The following is a 19,095-nucleotide window of genomic DNA, read 5'->3' on the forward strand; positions in this document are numbered from 1 at the left end:
TTTAATAAAAAATCTCTTGACAGAAATAGAAATCTGTCTATATTTGCATCACCAAAACGAAACAACATATATGTTTTGTGAATGCGAAAGTAGCTCAGTTGGTAGAGCACGACCTTGCCAAGGTCGGGGTCGCGAGTTCGAATCTCGTCTTTCGCTCTAAATGCTTTCCTACCAGAAAGCATTTATTTTAAAAGGTTAATTACCTGCTCTGGTGGTGGAACTGGTAGACACGCAGGACTTAAAATCCTGTGCTTTCAAAGGCGTGCGGGTTCGATTCCCGCCCCGAGTACAATAAACAAAATCGAACTAAAGCCATCAGAAATGATGGCTTTTTTGTTAGGTACGATATTAGTACAGCAGATTAAAAATGATTTCTTCTGCAATAACTTTCCCCTGATCTACCTGACTTACCTGAGAAATTTCATAATTATCCAGAATTAAATCGTGCAAGATATTAAATCTATAATTTCTCGGAAATGTATAAAAGCCAACCGGAAATATATAAGTCGGCTCATGCAGTTCTGCTGAACTTTGCTATGTAATTTAAAACTACATAGAAATGGAAATAGAAAACAAAAAAAGAAAAATCGCCCTGATAACTGGCGGCAGTCGTGGAATAGGAAAAAGCATTGCATTGAATGCAGCTGAGCGTGGAATTGACGTTATCCTCACTTACAACAACAACTCCGATCAGGCAAATGTAGTTGCCAATACCATTAACAACAATGGTGGCAAAGCGGTCGCACTGCAACTGGACAGTTCCAAAACCGCTTCCTTCAGCAATTTTACCGCGCAGGTTTCCCAAGTACTTGCCAAAGAATGGAACAGGGACAACTTCGATTACCTGGTAAATAATGCGGGCATAGCACAAAGAACACTCATCAAGGACACTACCGAAGACATATTTGATGAACTTGTAAATACGAATTTTAAAGGTGTATTTTTCCTAACACAAAAACTTATCCCATTAATTAGTGATGGCGGCCAGATCATTAATATTTCTTCGGGCCTTGCGCGATTTGCTTTTCCTGGTGTTGCTGTTTATGGAGCACTTAAAGCGGCAACAGAAGGCTTGACCCGCTATTTTGCTAAAGAATATGCGGAAAGAAAAATTCGTGTGAACAGCGTTGCACCCGGCGCTATTGATACCGAATTTGGTGGTGGGAAAGGCGATGAAAGCCACTGCAATCAGATTGCCTCTATGACTGCGTTAGGTCGCCTTGGAGTAGCAGACGATGTAGGTGCCTTTGTTGCCTCACTCCTTTCAGACGATAGTCGATTTGTGAACGCGCAGCGCATCGAAGTATCAGGCGGATTATTTATTTAACCCTGCAGAGGTACCGTGGCCTCGACAATATTTACAATTCTTTAATAGTTAAAACAACAGAAAATTTCACTTAAAAAAACAACAATGAAACATACAATCGTCGTTATAGGAGCCAGCGGCACCATAGGTGCACATCTGTCAATGAGGCTTGAGCAAACCGGCCATAAAGTCATACGGGTATCCCGTTCCTCCGGAGATTACAGGGCTGACATTACAGATCGGGCAAGCCTGGAATTGCTCTTTAAGAATATAGGCACTTTTGATGCTGTGGCCAATGCAGCTGGAGATGTGATTGCACTCCCGCTTGAACAAATTACAGATGAAAGCATCAACTTCTCCATTGCCAATAAGATGATGGGACAGGTAAATCTCGTGCGCACAGCATTGCCTTATATTGCCAACCGGGGTGCATTTGCACTAATATCAGGTGTTTTAACAGATGAACCCATCCTGGGAGGTGTTATTGGTACAATGATTAACGGAGCCGTTGAAGGTTTTGTAAAGTCAGCAGCACATGAAATGCCGCGAGGCATTCGTATAAATTGTATCAGCCCAACAGTACTAACAGAGTCGGAAACTTACCATGATTTTTTTCCAGGTTTTATTCCCGTAGAGGCCAGCAAAGTGGTAACAGCTTATGAAAGGGCATTACTGGGAATTGTTAATGGCAGGATAATCAAAGTTTAAATTCTTTTCTTAGTAAATTTACATAAGTCAAATATACCATAAAATGCAACAATCATTCATCGATATCAATACCATCCATGATATACACACGCTTTACGGATGCGAGCCGCCGAAACACCCTTTGGTCTCTTTTATCCAGCTTGCGCAGATCAGCAGGGATAACTTTCCTGAAAAAGAGACTGCTTTCCGGCTAGGATTTTATTCCGTATATCTCAAACAGTTAAAAGGATCAATGGGATATGGACGCTCAAATTACGATTTCGACCAGGGAACACTGGTGTTTACTGCGCCGGGGCAGGTGGTAACCACGAAACGGTACATTTCCTTTGATGATGGTTGGGCACTGTATTTCCATCCTGATTTGCTTTACCGGAGCGGACTGGGCAAAAAAATACACGGGTATTCATTTTTCCACTATGATGCCAGTGAAGCGCTCCATGTGTCCGAAGATGAAAAGAAGACTTTGCGCAATTGTGCAGATAATGTCAGAGCGGAGTATTCGCAAAACATCGACAAATATTCGCAGGAACTGATCGTAAACAACCTTGAATTGCTTCTCAATTACTGTACGCGATTTTATGACAGGCAGTTCTTAACCCGTTCCAAACCCAGCCATGATCTGGTACAGAACTTTGAAAGCCTGCTGTTGGAATACTTTTCAAAGGATTCACTTATCGACGAGGGAATTCCTGATGTAAAGTACTTTGCGTCCCGGTTGAATCTCTCCCCTGATTATCTTTCCGATCTGCTCAATAGATATACGGACAAAACCACCATTGAACACATACATCTGCAACTGATAGACAGGGCGAAATCATTGTTGTGGAGTACCGAAAAAAACATCAGTGAAATTGCCTTTGAACTGGGTTTTGAACACCCGTCCCATTTTACAAAGATTTTTAAAAATAAGACCGGGCAATCACCCTCCGACTACAGGCACATGAACTGAAAAGACGCACTGCTGCCTGATAAACAAATTAATATAATATTATAAATTCATTACCAATCTTCATATCTGCGATACTGATTCTCTGTATGATAAATCATAGTATTTGCACGACTTAATAAAATACAGCAATATAATGAAGAAATTAAATATCACAATATTTTTCATACTGGGTATGATTATTTCAGAAGGAGTTTCAGCTCAATCTGTAACTCCAGAAGTTAAAGAGTTGCAAGCGGGCAAAGAATACAATAAGGCACAAGTTCAGACTTTTCCTGATTTCGGATATCAAGATGCAAATTCGCCGGAATTAAAAAAGATAAGAGAGAAATATAATCTAGATGCAGTTGCAGGAGCTGGAACAGATGTGGAGCGCGCAAAACATTTATTAAAATGGTTTCATAATGAAGTTCCTCATAATGATGACTTAAATATTGATCCTTTAAATGCCATAAGTATAATCGACAGCTATAGAGAAAAAAAGCAAAATCATGGATGCTATCCTTTGTCTATAGCTATGAATGAGATTTTTCTTGCTATGGGTTATAAATCAAGAAGTGTAATTTGTTTTTCCGGACATTATCCGGATTCTGACGGAGGGCATGTTATTAATAGTGTTTTCATACCATCATTGAAAAAATGGATTTATATGGACCCGCAAGATAATGCATATGTTAGTGACGAAAACAACAATTTATTAAGCATCGCAGAAGTGCGTGAGCGTTTAATCAGTGGTTTGCCATTAAAGCTTAATGAAGATGCCAATTATCATCACGTTCCCACTAATATCAAAGATTATTTATACACTTTTATGGCAAAAAACCTGTACAGGCTTATTTGCCCATTGCAAAGTGAATTTAACTCCCAAACTATAACCAGTGGAAAGACAATGCTATATGTGGAATTGTTACCTGTTGGCAGTAAAGATCCAGTAATAGATAAATTCGAAACCAGAGTGGATGAGAAGAAAAACGTTAAAATCATTAACTATCATACCAATAATAGTGAATTATTTTGGAAAATTCCTGGATAGAGAAATGACTACTTCTACTAAAAGAATTTTAAATTGGCTGATTTCGAAAACATAGTGGCAAAGTTCGATTTCTGCCCTAAGCACAAAAACAAAATCGAGCTAAAGCCTTCATTTCTGATGGCTTCTTTATAAGTTCAAAATCGATTTTGTGCCGTTTGATCCAAATTCACATTACAATTATTTTTTTTTAAATATTTTTGAAACTGAAACATTAATTTCTATATTTGCAGCCCCAAGGAAACACAGTCAATGTGTAAATTGCGAAAGTAGCTCAGTTGGTAGAGCACGACCTTGCCAAGGTCGGGGTCGCGAGTTCGAATCTCGTCTTTCGCTCCAAATGCCTTCCTACCAGAAGGCATTTTATTTTAAAAGGTTAATCACCTGCTCGGGTGGTGGAACTGGTAGACACGCAGGACTTAAAATCCTGTGCTTTCAAAGGCGTGCGGGTTCGATTCCCGCCCCGAGTACAATAAACAAAATCGAACTAAAGCCATCAGAAATGATGGCTTTTTTTGTATTTAGTTATTCGAATTAATCAGATTTACAATTACCTTAACCATCATATCCTTTTCATCAGGTTTACTTTCTGCGATCATTAAAGTCAATGCAACCAATGCATTGTCAGCAATGCGTTTAGACCCGTCATTTCTATACAAGATTTTGTTCTTATCCAAGAACCATACAAATAGATAAGCTGCGATACGTTTATTCCCATCAGAGAAAGAATGATTTTTAACCACAAAATATAACAAGTTTGCGGCCTTTTCTTCAACACTTGGGTATACATCTATCCCTCCAAATGTTTGGTAAATGGCTCCGATAGAACCCTTAAACGATGCATCTTTTTCATTCCCAAACAAAGAGCTTCCACCAAATTTGTCCTTAAGATTACGAATAGCTTTCATCGCTTCGTCATAATCGATTATGAACAATTCCTCTGATGTAGTACCATCGATGGCTAGTTGTTGATGGTCGTATTTGTCCAGAATATCTAACGCGTAGGAATAATCGGTTACCACCTTTAGCAAACCAGTTGCTTCGTCTGAACTAAGCTCCTTACTTTCCAGCACGTGACTCAATAAATTTACAGTATTTTTTAAACTTGCCAACTGCTCTGCCTGTTCCTTTAACCTTTTCTCGTTTATTGAATAGCCCTTAATTAAATATTCCTTTAATACTTTATTTGCCCAGACCCGAAATTGAGTACCCCTTAATGAATTAACTCGATATCCTACTGATATTACCAAATCTAGATTATAATGGTCCAAATTCCTCATTACGCTTCTTTCTCCTTCTTCCCTAACTGTTCGGAATTTCCGAACAGTTAATTCCTTATCCAGCTCACCAGATTCGAAAATATGCTTAATATGTTCACTAATGTTTGCCTTACTGCTCTGGAAAAGTTCGACAAGCTGGTTTTGGGTCAGCCAAATCGTTTCATTTTCAAGTTTTACATCAATTGCAGTTTCTTCATCCTTGGTTTTATAAATGATAATTTGATTTGGCTCCATATAGCTTTTGGTTTAAATGTAAAGATAGGATCATTGCATACCACTAACAATATCCATTTTTACACATCACAACGCTATTCCTTTAACGATCCAATAACTCTCTTGATATAGTTTGATCAATAATTATCAAATTAAAACGATGTAATAAATTTACCGTCGCCCTTTAAAAATGTGCGTTCTTTGGTATTATTCAGCTAATAGTTTCAAATCTTTTTCAAAATGGTTCGTGATTTGTAGCTTCGTCAGTGCAATAAACAAAATCGAACTAAGCCATCAGAAATGATGGTTTTTAACCAAATCTAACGCAGCAGGATATATTGGGAAACATGAAGCCAAAGAATAACCAGCAGAAAAAAGCTAAAATTGCAGTAACCTATCGGAAAGGATAAAGAAGATCGGTATAATTGATTTAAACAATAAACCCACCTAAAGCTATAACCACATATGTACAATTCGCAGCATTGAGACTTTTCCGAAAATAATTAAACCGTACACTTAAATCCTGCCCACAAACTCTTCAGTTTTATCCAGACAGGATCAGTAACCAGCTTTGGTGAAACCTGATAAAAAACAATGGTTTTCGAACTTCCCGGACATTTTTTAACGTGGATTAACGCCTGAAGTATGATCGGCCTCTGCCCCATATAGTCCAGCATGTTAATAGTGCCTGCGAAGGTTTGAAGATCTCCCTTTTCTGTTTTTATTGCACGCAGTTTGGTTTGGGTTTTGATAACCAATGATTTTGGAATATTCCGTTTGGTAATATTTCTGCCCACTAGCCCATCATAATATACGTTGAGGTTTTTCTGGATGATTGCTGTAGTTTGAGTTGGATTACCATCCAGTAACCATAGGAATGCATAAGACCAATACTCAGGACTTTTTTCATCTCCCCAGCCTCTTGTAAAACGGACATCTTCAACACCAGAGTATTTGATAGACGGTGCAAAATCAATCGGGATCAGAAAACGTTCGATCCCCCATCCATCCAGCTCCAGGTAATAAGGTGGTTTCCAGGATGGCCCATCAAATGCGGGTTGACTTTGTGCTACTGTTGCTGGGCATACGCAGCTGAACAACAAAATGAGGATGTACTTATTCATATTTTAAGGCTTTATTAGGATTTGATTTAGCAGAGGAAATATCCTGGCAATTAATTGCCAGGAAAGTGATCGGCACCATTATTACACAAGTTATGTTGGGCAGCTCAACAATGGCAACTTTTAACTCTCTCATAGCATAATTAATACAGGTTAACAACATGCCTGAAGCGACCTTTAAAAAAAGGAATTATATCAATTGCAGTTCTCCCATCTTTGGTTTGATAAATGCAATTTGATTAGATTCCATTAGCTATTGGTTTAAATGTAAAGATAACAATAATCATAAAGCCGATACAAGATTTAAGCTCAGGCAATATTTAAAATCTTACTCATTGATCAAGTTATTGCCCTGTCTAAGTGTACATATCCTCCATCCACATAAATTAACTGCCCTGTGGTATGACTTGAACGTTTTGACAACAAAAATACCACCATATTTGCAATTTCCTCTGTTTTTGTCATCCGTTTCTCCAAAGGAATTTTTTGAGTAATCATTTTCAATTTTCCCTCCGGATCATCAAAAGTATCTAACCACTTTTGATACAGTGGGGTCATGGCTTCTGCTACGATGACTGCATTTACCCTAATTTCAAAAGGCAATAATTCAACAGCCCATTCACGTGTGAGTGCATTGCGTCCACCGTTTGCGGCTGCATATCCTGATGTTCCACCTTGTCCCGTATCAGCTGTTTTACTTCCAATATTTACAATTGTGCCCTTACTTTTTTTAAGTGCGGGCAATGCATGATGAACCAATGAGTAATAATGTACTAAATTTTTATGCAATGATGCTATAAAATCTTCATCATTTCCAGTTTCAAGCCCTATGCTATCGTTCACACCTGCATTGTTAACAATACCATCTATCCTTCCATACTTCTTTAACACATCATCAACTACGATTTTACAGCTACCTGGTTGTGTCAGTTCTGCTGTTTGATAATCTGCATTATAATTTAATAACCTAATTTCTTTTAATAGTTTCTCATTGTCAGTTTGGTTTCTGCCAATGATAATTGGAAAGGCTTGTTCTGCTGCCAACATCTTTACAATGGCTGCACCTATGCCTTTTGCGCCCCCGCTAACTAAAATAACCTTATCCTTTAAGTCAAGATTCATATTCTATTGTTTTGTTAATTACCATCATTTATAGAAAGAGATTGTATAGCCAGTTCATGCTGTTCCAAGTGTCTCTCAGCTTAAATGAACAGTTGTTTTAGTAAAACTTATTGAAATTAAAGACTTACTCCTCTTTTCCAGGGAATAAAATCATCCTGATTTAGCTGAACAGCCTTGGGCACCTCTTCTCCACTTGCTACTTTAATGCAGTATTCCAGAATATCTTCACCCATTTCGGTAATATCTTTTTCACCACGGATAACGGGGCCAGTATCAATATCAATAATATCGGCCATTCTTTGTGCCAATGCGGTATTGGTAGCTACTTTGATGGTCGGACAAACCGGATTACCAGTCGGCGTACCTAAACCTGTAGTAAATAAGATTAACGTTGCACCGGCCGCAGCCTTACCGGTTGTGGCTTCAACGTCATTTCCTGGTGTGCATACTAAACTCAAACCTGCTTTTGTTGCAGGCTCTGTATAATCGAGTACATCAACAATTGGTGAGTTTCCCGCTTTTTTTGCTGCTCCGGCAGATTTAATGGCATCGGTAATTAATCCATCTTTAATATTTCCCGGCGAAGGATTCATATAAAAACCTGATCCAACCTTATGAGCTAATTCATCATATTCTGTCATTAAACGAATGAACTTTTCTGCGGTTGGCTGATCAATGGAACGATCGATTATTTCCTGCTCCACACCACATAATTCAGGAAACTCTGCCAGTAAAACTTTGGCACCAAGCCCCACCAGTAAATCTGCACAATGTCCCACTGCCGGGTTAGCTGAAATACCGCTAAAACCATCGCTTCCACCACATTTTACACCAACACATAATTTACGAAGTGGTGCTTCCGTTCTTTCTATTTCATTAATAGCCATTAACCCCTCAAAAGTTTGCTGAATCGCCTGCCTTACCAACTCTTCTTCACTTTCAGTTTGCTGCTGTTCAAAAACCAGTAATGGTTTATCAAATAAAGGATTTCTGGCCAGTAAATCTTTCTTAAAATCACTTACCTGTAAGTGCTGACAACCAAGGCTTAGGAGTGTAATACCCGCCACATTAGGATGATCTGCATAGGCAGCCAGCAAATGGCTTAACACTTCTGCATCTTGCCTTGTTCCACCACAACCACCGCTGTGATTAAGAAATTTTATTCCATCAATATTTTTAAAAATTCTCGATGCTTTAGCATCATGAAGTGGATCAAAAGACACATCCTTAATATTCTCTCCATTCTTCAAAGCATTTACCAGTTCATTGGCGTAATGTTTATATTTATCATCAACAGCATAACCTAAAGCATTATAGAGCGCTTCTTTTATAATGTCCAGATTTCTGTTTTCGCAAAAAACAGTGGGAATAAAAAGCCAATAATTTGCCGTTCCAACCTGTCCGTTTTTTCTATGATAACCTTTAAATGTACGATCCTGGAATTTGCTTACATCAGGAGCCTGCCACTTGTAATCCACTTTACGATATACATACGGCTCGGCTGCATGTTTGGTGTTTTCTGTATTCATTATACTTCCAGCGCCTAAATCATACTGTGTTTTACCAACCAGTACGCCATACATAATAACCTCAGATCCATACTGCATATCCTGCATGAAAAATTTATGCTTTGCAGGTACATCATTTTGCAGTGTATAGTTGTTACCTTCATAGCTGATCACCTCATGCTTATTTAAGTTTGTTAAGGCAACCAAAACATTGTCGTTGTTATTTATTTTAATCACTTTTTTCATGATAAGCTAATTTTGCGATGGTTTATATCCTGATTTACCAAAATAAAAAACGACTAAAAAACAAAATAACGGTACTACGTATCCATACTGAATACTTCCCGAAACATCTGATATATAACCCAATAAAAGTGGCAAAAAAGCTCCACCAACAATAGACATCACAATCAGGGAAGAAGCAATTTTGGTGTCCTTTCCAAGTCCCTGTATTCCTAAAGAAAATATTGTGGGAAACATAACAGACATAAAAAAGGCTGTTCCGATAAGTGCATATACGGTTATTAATCCATGTGCAAATATGGAAATCAGCGTCAGGAGCGCACTCATTAAGGCGTAGCACATCAGCAATTTATTAGGTGCCATATACCGCATAAAAAAAGTACCGGCAAACCGGCCTAACATAAAAGCCAGCCCGGCTATACCAGAATACCAGGCAGCAGATGCTAAACTAATTCCTGCAGATACTCCAACAAACCGCACAAAGAAACTTAATATACATACCTGCGCACCTACATAAAAAAACTGAGCAATTACACCCCATCTCAGTTGCCTGAACTTAAGCGCATCAGCAATGCTTGATTTTTCTTCTGTTTCATTTGATTTTATATCGGGTAGTTTAGTAAAGGCAAACAAAATGATAACGAGCACAATGGCGATACCTAAAAAAGTATATGGCCCTTTTACGCTTGCGGCTTCTGCAGTAACATACCTATTATATGCTTCTTGCGACATTGCATTAATTTGCGCCTCGGTTTCAGTTGAACCGGTAAAAATAAATTTTGATCCAATTATGGGAGCAAGGAAAGCTGCCAAACCATTGAATGACTGAGAAAAATTTAAGCGTTGTGTAGCAGACTCAGGAGGACCAAGTACAGTTACGTATGGATTCGCTGCTGTTTCTAAAAAAGCTAAACCGCAGGCTATAATAAATAAAGCACCCAGAAAATAAATATAAACTTTCGTATCAGCAGCGGGAATAAACAGGAATGAACCTATGGCAAAAAGCACTAACCCTAAAATAATACCACTTTTATATCCCCAACGCTTCATTACATAACCTGCAGGCAAGGCCATAGCAAAATAAGCAATGAATATAGAAAAATCCACAAATGATGATTCAAGATCATTGAGTTTAAAAGCTTTACGTAAATGCGGGATAAGTATGGGATCCAGATTATGTACAAAACCCCAGAAAAAGAATAAGCTGGTTACTAAAATAAGTGGAAATAAATAATTACCCGGTCGGCTTTGATTAGGACTTAGACTGAATTTTTCAGTTGTTGTATGGCTCATCGATTAATCGGTTTTGGTTTTTCTTAATGTAAAATGATATTTAACTGTTAAAGCCATTTGCTTCTGTAACCAACGCTGCCCATGTTGGCCGTTTATATCATTAAAATACTGTCAGTTCAAAAAGAGAATGAAATTGATTTATGCACTAAGCATAAATAAACAAACTCCCGTGAAATACAATACTGGTTCTACATACAAATAAAACTTTTAAATCGGAGCTAAATGTTTACGTTATCATCAAATTATTAAGCTAAATTGGATATTATATTATTTTTTATAATATTTATTGCAATTTAAGTTAGTTTTCAAATTCAGTAATTCCATTTATGAAACCTCACTTATTAAAAGTGTCTCCTACATCTGCACAATCTTTTAGTGCCCGGCGAGATATGATGCCAAACGTGAATAACCGATGGCACTATCACTCTGCCCTGGAGTTAATTTATTTAAAAAAAGGAAAAGGAACGCAATTCATTGGCGATAATATTAAGAATTTTAGTGATGGCGAAGTGGTTTTAGTAGGAAGTAACCTGCCCCACTACTGGCGTTTCGATCATGAATATTTTGAACACTCCGGTCAATTAACTGCAGATGTGTATGTTGTTCATTTTGAAGAGTTATTTTGGGGTAATGATTTTTTAAATCTTCCTGAAAATATGGAGATTAAGAAAGTTATAGCGAATGCTAAAAGAGGCATGCAGATCAACGGAAAGTTTAAAAAAGTTGTGGCCAACCTGATTGTTGAGATTGTTGAAAGCAGTGGCGTGAAGAGAATTTTGCTTCTGTTAGAAGCTTTGCTTGCTATAAGCCAGTGCAAAGAGATTAACTATCTCGCTTCGCTGGGATTTCAATGCAACTTTCAGGATGCAGAGAAAGACCGCATTCAGGCTATATATAATTACACCATTAGTAATTATAAAAAGAGAATAGAGTTAAATGAAATTGCTGAAATAGCCAAGATCAGTCCTAATTCCTTTTGCAAATTTTTTAAATCCAGAAGCAGAAAAACCTACACTCAGTTTACTAATGAAATCAGGATTGGTCAGGCTTGCAAACTGCTTATTGAAAACAGCATGAGTGTAAAGGAGATTTGTTATGAAAGCGGATTCCACAATTTTGCCAGCTTTCACAAATGCTTTAAAGATATCATTGGCAAAACACCCTTAAAATATCAACAGGAATTTATTTAATTGGTTGAAATAAAAAATTAAAATGAATTACTTAGGCGATTAAATCGCCGTCTTCAAATATCATTATTAAAAACGAGGACGATAATCTATTAATGGCATTTTTTTTTCCCCAAATAGAAAGATCTCTATTTTACCAATGTCATTAAGTCAAAGGAAACTTGCTCGTCAATTGCAAGTAAAACGAGCAATCTTGCATGCATGTGAGTAATGAAGATGCAAATACAAAAAGATTGCTTTATCGATATGCCTCCGGTGACTGTTATTCTTAATTATGATCACACTGACGAAGTTTCCCCAACCCGCAATCCGGCAAAACTTCGTTAGGTTTGAAACACCCGTCATTGCGAACTAAAGGAAGGGCTATTAGACGAAGTGAAGCAATCTTTCAGTACTATAATGGGTTTTTGACAGCAAACAGATTGCTTCGTCTTTCCCCTCCTCAATGACGGCCGCTCTATAAAGCTTATCACTGGCAGTCTTATTTCATAAAAATCAATATCAATGACGTTGGAACTCTTCAGATATTTCCCGCAGATGCCGATGATTACGCAGATCAAAATAAAACTCACGTAATCTTCTTAAATCTGCGGGATATTGCTTCTTTAAAACTTAAGTTAAAATCTTAATTAACAATAAATCACAAAAATATGTCAATGTTAGCGTGGTCGATGATAAAAAATTGATGAATTTAACGATTTTAACCTCTAAGAGGTGTCATTATCTCTTATCCAAACTCACCTTTGGTTAAATATGACATCGGGTGGGAATCATGCATTTATATATAAATTCTATTTTTCAACTGAATATTCCCACTTAATAGTATCTGTATAATTCTTGCCATTCTTTTTTAAAGTGGCCTTAATGGAATTCTTACCTTTTTTTAGATTAATGTTTTCAAAAACATATTGAATATGCCCGTCTCTCAACTCGGGTTTAGTGCTCAGTTTTTTCCCGTTGATGAAAAGTTCAGGCGCTCCCTGATTGGAATAAACCGTAACCGGAGTTATGCTGTTTTTGCGTTTTATCGTTCTGCGCTCGGTAATGTATAACACGGGCTCCTTACTCCAGTTAGCTTTGTACCAGTAAAAAGCATCTTTCTTCAATTTACGATCAAAAGTAACGAGGCCTTTCATATTTCTTGCTGCCATACTCCCCCTGTTCCACATTGGCGTGGCAAAATCAAACATATTCCATACATAAGAGGCTAAGATAATCGGATGTTTAGCAATTACCGGCCACTGTTTTTCATGGGTTTTAGTTTCGTAGTTTTCGGGATATTGCGGAGAAGTATAATTCCAGCTTTCAGGCAATGTTGATTGCTCTTGCTGTTGTAAAACATTTCCATCAGCACCGTATTCAGAAAGAATCAACAGGTTTTCAGGATAGTTTTTCTCCATTCCCGATGCCCATCTTTCAATATCATCTATCTTTCCATCGTACCAGCCAAAATAATGGTTAATCCCCTGAATATCTGCATTCAGATTCGTTGGCCGGTTCATTTCTTCATAGCCACTAACAGAAACGGTATAGCGGTATGGATCGAGTCTTTTTGCTAAATCATTCAATTCCCTGGTTAATACAGCCGGAAAATCAGCTGGCGTTTTGCCATAAACTTCATTGTGTAATCCCCACACATAAATAGATGGATGATTATAATTCTGTAAAATCAATTCCTGAAGCTGTTGTTTAGCATTGTCGCCTTCTTCACTGGTATAAGTATTCACAAATGGAATTTCTGCCCAGATTACAAAGCCCATGGTATCGCATTGCGAGTACAAATACTCTGCCTGCTGATAGTGTGCAAAACGAATAGTGGTAGCGCCCATTTCTTTTATCAGATCCAAATCCTCTTTATGATGCGCATTACTGAGTGCATTGCCGTATTGCCACCTATCCTGATGACGGCAAACACCATTCATGGTATAAGATTTCCCGTTAAGAAACATTCCTTTGCCTGCCACCAATTCAAATTTCCTTAAGCCAAGCGGCTGGCTAACCTCATCCATCACTATATTATCTTTCATCACACGACTTACTATCTTATACAGATAAGGGTTGTTAAATCCATCCCAAAGGATAGGATGAGGCACCGTTAAATCTTGAGTAAATTGCTGGCGACCCTGAGTAAGCAAGCGGTGTTGGCTGGATTTTTCCAGCACAACCTTCCCGGTTTTATCATATATGGTATTTTTAATTGTAATATCTTCTGCCCTTGTAGAAATATTTTCAAGTTTTAAAGCGATATTAATATCGGCTGCTTCCTTCGTTACATTTTTTTGTGATATATATACCCCGGGTGAGGCGTAATCTGTTGTAGAAATATTAATCTTATTGGTAACAATTAACTCTACAGGGCGATAAATTCCTCCATAAATACCGAAAAGAAAATGATTTACAGGAAGTACATCTTTTCTGGCCTTATTATTAACTTTTACCAGAATTGTGTTTGACTTGCCCAATTGAACAGCATAGGTTATATCGAAACAGAATGCACTATAAGATCCTTTGTGAGTACCAACCAGCTTATCATTTACATAAACCTGGGCAACTGAGCCTACACCTTCAAAGCGCAAAAACAAACGTTTATTTTGACATTCCTCACCAAAAACAATTTCCTTTTTATACTGGCCTTCTCCTTCGTAAAAATTTTTGCTTAACTGCATATCAACCGCGTTCCAGGTATGTGGCAACACAACCTTTTCCCAATCATTGGTTTTAGTAATGGTATCGATGGTTTTCTTAAAAGCCCAGTTGGTATTAAAGTTCATGACTTTTCTTGCCTCTTGTGCTTTTGTTATCCCCAAGCTGAACAAAACCATTAAAACACTCATCAAGCTAATCTTATTCTTCATTATTTAATCTTTGTTATTCCTTTATATTTTATTTTTTGAAATCAGCCTATTCCCGAATGGTTATTATCGCAAACACTTTAATGCCTGAAATCATTTCTGATCACTTAACTATAAGCTATGTTTTTGCTTCTCCAAAAGATTTGCCTTCGCCTTTCGACTGGTTTAATTCAATCGTAATCACAAAAGGTTGATTTAAGTTTTGTCCTTCTGGTAAAGTGATATCATAGTATAGGTTAGCATCTCCGCTCATTCCCATATCGGTTACCACAAGAGGTAAAGATTGCTGATTACCTAAAATTGCTTTTATAGGTTTCTGTGCATAAGAACGTGGTATAGGGAGTCGTAAGATATGGTTAACAGGGCTATTAAAAACTGTTAAATAAAGTTTATTGTCTTTTTTGGTATAATAGCCATATTCAGGTTTTGGAAGTCCGGAGTATCTTGCGCCATATATGGCCTCACTATTTTGCTTTACCCATTCCCCCAGTTTTTCGGCCGTTTGTCCTTCTTCGGTTCTGATATTCCCCTTTCCATCGGGTCCGAAATTAACCACCAGATTACCATTCATAGAGACAGCATGAAGTAACATATTGGTCAAATCATTTGCGGTTTTAATGTATGATGATTTCCAGTCGGAGTTGTATCCCCATTGGTTTGGTGGAATGGTCATCACGCAATCCCAATCCCGCCCCTTAACCACGTCAATACTTGCCGGTAATTTGCGTTCCCAGCCTTGCTCATAATCACCCATCATTTTTCCGTTGCTATCAAAATGGCGTTTACCGTATTCATCGGCCCTGAAACGGCTTCCAATAATAAGCCCTGGACGAAGTTTTCTGAGTTCTTTTTCTAAATCGTCGGCAAATTTGCTTTGTTTTACCCAGGCGGCATCCCAGGTGCCATCAAACCAAAGGCCTTTAGCAGTAGGGTATTTGGTTAGCAGTTCGATCAGTTGATTGCGGGTAAATTTTTTGAAATCTTCATAAGCCACACTATCGGCAGGCGTTTTAGGAACGCCAGAACGGTATCCTTTATGGTTCCAATCTATGATAGAAAAATAGAGGTAAACATCAACACCTTCTGCATTATAGGCATCTACCACCTGTTTCACAATATCTTTTTTGTAGGGCGTGTTTTTGATGGTGTAATCGGTGTACTTGCTTGGCCACATGCAAAATCCATCATGATGTTTGGTAGTAAAAATCACATATTTTGCGCCCATATTTTTAGCCTGTTTTGCCCATTTTGCAGCATTGAAATCTGTAGGATTAAATTGTTTATACAGGTTATCATAGGTGTTTTTCCAATCATTCGGAGCAGTATTTCCAGACCACGACCGAATCCATTCTGCAGCACCATTATAGCTCTTGTCCTCCCAATGTCCGCCAGGTATTGCATACACTCCCCAGTGAATAAATTGCCCAAGAGCATAACTTCTCCAGCGTTGCATAACTGAATCTGTACGATTTCCCGTTCTATGTGATCCGTATTTTAACGGAATCGTATCGATTGCGGGTGTTTGTTGCGCGATTGCTGAACTTCCACCGAGGCCGATTGCAAGCAAGCTAAGCAGACTTAATTTTTTAAATAGGTTTAAGGATCTTTGTTTCATTTTTATAATATTTCACTTGTGTTATTTTGATGCATTTTTTAGATTATTATCACGCATTAAGTTTCAACTTCAAACCATTTCTGCTCAATTTACAGAGAAGAACAATCAGTTTTTTCCATAGATTTTGATACAATTGAAATCAAACGTTTGTCTTTTAATTAAAAGATTAAAAAAAATGTTTTTTGGTTAAAACTTTGCCAGCCACATTACAAATGAACTGTCAAAGTTAATATCAGTAAAAGTGCAATCTAAATTTGTTTCTTCTGTTTTTCATAGTTGATTTTTGTTTTTAGTTCATTTGCTGAGGGTAAACCTTTAAAATTTAATTTTTATAATTGCTTGTTGGTCATTTAATTCTTCATCGATAGATGTGGGAACAATTATTTTCAGGCCTTTAAAATTCTGTTTCCACGATAGTTTGCTATCATTCTCAAGCAAAGTCACTTCTCTTACCGTGATCATTTTTTTAGAAAGCGATTTAATGATCAGTTCTCCCCTATCTTCCTTACTTAAGTGAATGTGTAATTCATCATTTTTCCCGGAGTAAAATATAATAGGCTCCAGTGTTCGGATATCAATTGATTTTCTGAGCTGGGTTAATGCAGATATGGCTTTACGTGTGGAAGGCATTTTAAAAAATTTAATTTATTTTGTAATGAGTTTGGCGCTGGCTTTTAACACCAGTATTTCCAACCCAATTGCTGCCTGCTTTACATAAACAGGCAGCCAGGTTGGCGCTAACTCAACTAAAAAAATAAGGATGTTTCAGTCAATATTTTTGTTTCTAAAAAGGCAAAACAACACTGGTATTAAGTTAGCGCCTATCCAGGACACTAACTTAAACCAGATTTTTATAACTAATCATTAACTAATTTTAACTTAATTACCAGCCTGGATTTTGAATCAACAAACCTTTTGATTTTGAAATTTCGGCAGTTGGCAGCGGAACGAAATACATTTGCGGCGCAATAAAAATGGTTGTCAGTGTAACGAAGGTTTCCATATTGGTGGTGCCATTCTGTTCTTTGTAAACCCTCATCCCAAGTATTCCTTCCGATTCGGTTTGTTCTGCCGTTTTCCATCTTCTTGTATCGTAATAAAAGTGACCTTCCTGAAAAAGTTCTACCTTATATTCGTTTCTGATTATATCCCTTAAGCTCTCTTTGCTTATTCCTGCGGGAATTCCATACCTGTTGTCTGCCCCGGGTAAAATACCTGCCCTGTCCCTGATTTTATTTACCCAGGTTACAGCTTGCTCAACCTGCCCTGTTTCATTTAACGCTTCCGCATAACCCAGATAAATTTCTGCTAACCTGATTATTGGATAAGCCCGGTCAACATTTAAACTATTATAAGGCAATCTGTCATTACACATTTTACGGTTATAGTAACCTGTTACTGTTTTATACTGTGCAATGCCATCTTCAATGGGCAAATTGGTTGATCTTTGAGTTTGAATGGTAACGGGTTTCATTACATTTGAGACCCTGTCGGATACCTGTGCCTGATCATAAATAATAGAATAATAAAATCGTGGATCGCGGTTCACATAGGGATTTGACGCTACATATCCAGAATTCTGGTCAGTAATGGCCTTACCATTTCTCATCCCAAAACTTCTAACCATATTCTCCGATGGATTGCTGTAGGTGGTTCCGCTACCTCTTCCTGTCAAGCTCCATGGAAACCAATAATTTTCAATTGTTTTTCCCCGGGCAATGTTATAAGCGAATATATATTCAGTGTTTTTTCTGTTTTCAACAAACATTTTCCAAAAGCCATTACCCGGGTATGCAGGTAAAGTATGATCAATTACGAGGGCATATTCTGGCAAATCAATTACAGCTTTGCAGGCATCGGCGGCTTTTTGCCACAAATTTTGATCGTATGTAACCGAATAAGCCACCAATGAAGCAACAGAAGGATTAGTTGATACCGGACTGCCGTTAAACAGCGGACTAGCTGCCGTAATGAATAACCTGGCTTTTAACGCTTTACAAGCTCCTGATGTAGCTCTTCCGTAGTCTACTGCATCAAGCGTTAAAGATGAAGGCAGATCTGCTGCTGCCTGATCGTATTCTGATGCGATATAATCTACACATTCTTTATATGTATTTCGCTTGTACTCATAAGTAGGGAATTCATCGCTTGCATCATCGCCCATTAATTGTATCCCACCATATAATCTTACCAATGCCTGATAGTAAAATGCTCTCAAAAATCTGGCTTCGGCATTTAAAGTTTTCTTTTTAGCTGCAGAAAGCGGTGCCTTAGGCAGGTTACTCATGAATTTATTGGCAAGCCTTATTTTTTGATAATATGCTGCATAAGTCGCAAAAAATGGACCGCTTGAAGGACTCGAGGCTCCTTGTAAAAAAGTGGTTAACCCACCATAACCTGACCGGCAATTGGTTGTAAATTCTTCTAAACTGGCATTATTATCACTGGCACCGGCGTTGCTTACCAGGTCATTTCGCTGAGGATGAACATCCATCCCAGTTGCGGCATAAATGGGGTTTAAAAAATTGATCGTCAATGCACTATCTGCAAAAACTTTATCCTCTGATAATGGCTCGGTTTTAGGATCCAATAATCCATTCTTTTTACAGGAAACCATAGCAGCCATGGCTATCAAAGTTCCGATTATAAAATATCTATTTTTCATTCCAAA

14 protein-coding genes and 4 tRNA genes are annotated in these 19,095 nt (G+C 37.8%); 9 read left to right on the plus strand and 9 right to left on the minus strand.

Annotated features, from left to right (window positions below; genetic code table 11):
• Positions 1 to 83 precede the first annotated feature (83 nt).
• The 8 genes from DU508_RS04310 to DU508_RS04345 all read left to right on the plus strand — a co-directional run bounded on the left by DU508_RS04310 (position 84) and on the right by DU508_RS04345 (position 4,460).
• Positions 84 to 156 (plus strand) — tRNA-Gly (locus DU508_RS04310).
• Positions 157 to 205: 49 nt separating this feature from the next.
• Positions 206 to 289: transfer RNA gene (locus tag DU508_RS04315), tRNA-Leu, on the plus strand.
• A gap of 270 nt (positions 290 to 559) precedes the next feature.
• Complete coding sequence (locus DU508_RS04320; RefSeq protein WP_115401585.1) at positions 560 to 1,327, plus strand: SDR family NAD(P)-dependent oxidoreductase; 768 nt, start codon at positions 560 to 562, stop codon at positions 1,325 to 1,327.
• 84 nt (positions 1,328 to 1,411) lie between these two features.
• Positions 1,412 to 2,014 carry a short chain dehydrogenase gene (locus tag DU508_RS04325; protein ID WP_115401586.1) on the plus strand — a complete coding sequence of 201 codons (603 nt, stop codon included), beginning with the start codon at positions 1,412 to 1,414 and terminating at the stop codon, positions 2,012 to 2,014.
• A 43-nt stretch (positions 2,015 to 2,057) separates the two neighbouring features.
• Entirely contained in the window at positions 2,058 to 2,963 is a 906-nt protein-coding gene (locus tag DU508_RS04330) for a helix-turn-helix domain-containing protein (RefSeq protein ID WP_115401587.1), read from the plus strand.
• Positions 2,964 to 3,096: 133 nt separating this feature from the next.
• Complete coding sequence (locus DU508_RS04335; protein ID WP_115401588.1) at positions 3,097 to 3,993, plus strand: transglutaminase domain-containing protein; 897 nt, start codon at positions 3,097 to 3,099, stop codon at positions 3,991 to 3,993.
• 260 nt (positions 3,994 to 4,253) lie between these two features.
• Positions 4,254 to 4,329, plus strand: a tRNA-Gly gene (locus DU508_RS04340).
• A gap of 47 nt (positions 4,330 to 4,376) precedes the next feature.
• Positions 4,377 to 4,460: transfer RNA gene (locus DU508_RS04345), tRNA-Leu, on the plus strand.
• A 51-nt stretch (positions 4,461 to 4,511) separates the two neighbouring features.
• Here the strand turns inward: DU508_RS04345 and rhuM are convergent.
• From rhuM to fucP, 5 genes are all read right to left on the minus strand, one after another.
• Entirely contained in the window at positions 4,512 to 5,504 is a 993-nt protein-coding gene (gene rhuM / locus DU508_RS04350; RefSeq protein ID WP_115401589.1) for a RhuM family protein, read from the minus strand.
• A gap of 482 nt (positions 5,505 to 5,986) precedes the next feature.
• Positions 5,987 to 6,607 (minus strand): hypothetical protein, encoded by a 621-nt coding sequence (locus tag DU508_RS04355; protein WP_115401590.1) that lies wholly within the window; start codon positions 6,605 to 6,607, stop codon positions 5,987 to 5,989.
• Between the two features lie 336 nt (positions 6,608 to 6,943).
• Entirely contained in the window at positions 6,944 to 7,726 is a 783-nt protein-coding gene (locus DU508_RS04360) for an L-fucose dehydrogenase (RefSeq protein WP_115401591.1), read from the minus strand.
• Between the two features lie 116 nt (positions 7,727 to 7,842).
• Positions 7,843 to 9,480, minus strand: a complete 1,638-nt coding sequence (locus DU508_RS04365) for a UxaA family hydrolase (RefSeq protein ID WP_233509391.1) — start codon at positions 9,478 to 9,480, stop codon at positions 7,843 to 7,845.
• A 6-nt stretch (positions 9,481 to 9,486) separates the two neighbouring features.
• Positions 9,487 to 10,770 (minus strand): L-fucose:H+ symporter permease, encoded by a 1,284-nt coding sequence (gene fucP / locus DU508_RS04370; protein ID WP_115401593.1) that lies wholly within the window; start codon positions 10,768 to 10,770, stop codon positions 9,487 to 9,489.
• A gap of 326 nt (positions 10,771 to 11,096) precedes the next feature.
• Between fucP and DU508_RS04375 the strand changes: the two genes are divergently transcribed.
• Positions 11,097 to 11,960 carry an AraC family transcriptional regulator gene (locus DU508_RS04375; RefSeq protein WP_115401594.1) on the plus strand — a complete coding sequence of 288 codons (864 nt, stop codon included), beginning with the start codon at positions 11,097 to 11,099 and terminating at the stop codon, positions 11,958 to 11,960.
• Between the two features lie 788 nt (positions 11,961 to 12,748).
• Here DU508_RS04375 and DU508_RS04380 read toward each other — a convergent pair.
• The 4 genes from DU508_RS04380 to DU508_RS04395 all read right to left on the minus strand — a co-directional run bounded on the left by DU508_RS04380 (position 12,749) and on the right by DU508_RS04395 (position 19,089).
• Positions 12,749 to 14,812, minus strand: a complete 2,064-nt coding sequence (locus tag DU508_RS04380) for a glycoside hydrolase family 2 protein (protein ID WP_115401595.1) — start codon at positions 14,810 to 14,812, stop codon at positions 12,749 to 12,751.
• 115 nt (positions 14,813 to 14,927) lie between these two features.
• Positions 14,928 to 16,424: an alpha-L-fucosidase gene (locus DU508_RS04385; protein WP_115401596.1), complete on the minus strand. Its 1,497-nt coding sequence runs from the start codon at positions 16,422 to 16,424 to the stop codon at positions 14,928 to 14,930.
• Between the two features lie 315 nt (positions 16,425 to 16,739).
• Positions 16,740 to 17,054: an alpha-L-fucosidase C-terminal domain-containing protein gene (locus tag DU508_RS04390; protein WP_115401597.1), complete on the minus strand. Its 315-nt coding sequence runs from the start codon at positions 17,052 to 17,054 to the stop codon at positions 16,740 to 16,742.
• Positions 17,055 to 17,307: 253 nt separating this feature from the next.
• Positions 17,308 to 19,089 carry a RagB/SusD family nutrient uptake outer membrane protein gene (locus tag DU508_RS04395; protein WP_147273588.1) on the minus strand — a complete coding sequence of 594 codons (1,782 nt, stop codon included), beginning with the start codon at positions 19,087 to 19,089 and terminating at the stop codon, positions 17,308 to 17,310.
• Between the last annotated feature and the right edge of the window lie 6 nt (positions 19,090 to 19,095).

This window comes from Pedobacter chinensis (assembly GCF_003339865.1).
Classification (GTDB): domain Bacteria; phylum Bacteroidota; class Bacteroidia; order Sphingobacteriales; family Sphingobacteriaceae; genus Pedobacter; species Pedobacter chinensis.

Bases quoted from the DNA above. Each gene is read 5' to 3' on its own strand.
- DU508_RS04320 (WP_115401585.1), top strand. From the start codon at position 560: ATGGAAATAGAAAACAAAAAAAGAAAAATCGCCCTGATAACTGGCGGC.
- DU508_RS04325 (WP_115401586.1), top strand. From the start codon at position 1,412: ATGAAACATACAATCGTCGTTATAGGAGCCAGCGGCACCATAGGTGCA.
- DU508_RS04330 (WP_115401587.1), top strand. From the start codon at position 2,058: ATGCAACAATCATTCATCGATATCAATACCATCCATGATATACACACG.
- DU508_RS04335 (WP_115401588.1), top strand. From the start codon at position 3,097: ATGAAGAAATTAAATATCACAATATTTTTCATACTGGGTATGATTATT.
- rhuM (WP_115401589.1), bottom strand. From the start codon at position 5,504: ATGGAGCCAAATCAAATTATCATTTATAAAACCAAGGATGAAGAAACT.
- DU508_RS04355 (WP_115401590.1), bottom strand. From the start codon at position 6,607: ATGAATAAGTACATCCTCATTTTGTTGTTCAGCTGCGTATGCCCAGCA.
- DU508_RS04360 (WP_115401591.1), bottom strand. From the start codon at position 7,726: ATGAATCTTGACTTAAAGGATAAGGTTATTTTAGTTAGCGGGGGCGCA.
- DU508_RS04365 (WP_233509391.1), bottom strand. From the start codon at position 9,480: ATGAAAAAAGTGATTAAAATAAATAACAACGACAATGTTTTGGTTGCC.
- fucP (WP_115401593.1), bottom strand. From the start codon at position 10,770: ATGAGCCATACAACAACTGAAAAATTCAGTCTAAGTCCTAATCAAAGC.
- DU508_RS04375 (WP_115401594.1), top strand. From the start codon at position 11,097: ATGAAACCTCACTTATTAAAAGTGTCTCCTACATCTGCACAATCTTTT.
- DU508_RS04380 (WP_115401595.1), bottom strand. From the start codon at position 14,812: ATGAAGAATAAGATTAGCTTGATGAGTGTTTTAATGGTTTTGTTCAGC.
- DU508_RS04385 (WP_115401596.1), bottom strand. From the start codon at position 16,424: ATGAAACAAAGATCCTTAAACCTATTTAAAAAATTAAGTCTGCTTAGC.
- DU508_RS04390 (WP_115401597.1), bottom strand. From the start codon at position 17,054: ATGCCTTCCACACGTAAAGCCATATCTGCATTAACCCAGCTCAGAAAA.
- DU508_RS04395 (WP_147273588.1), bottom strand. From the start codon at position 19,089: ATGAAAAATAGATATTTTATAATCGGAACTTTGATAGCCATGGCTGCT.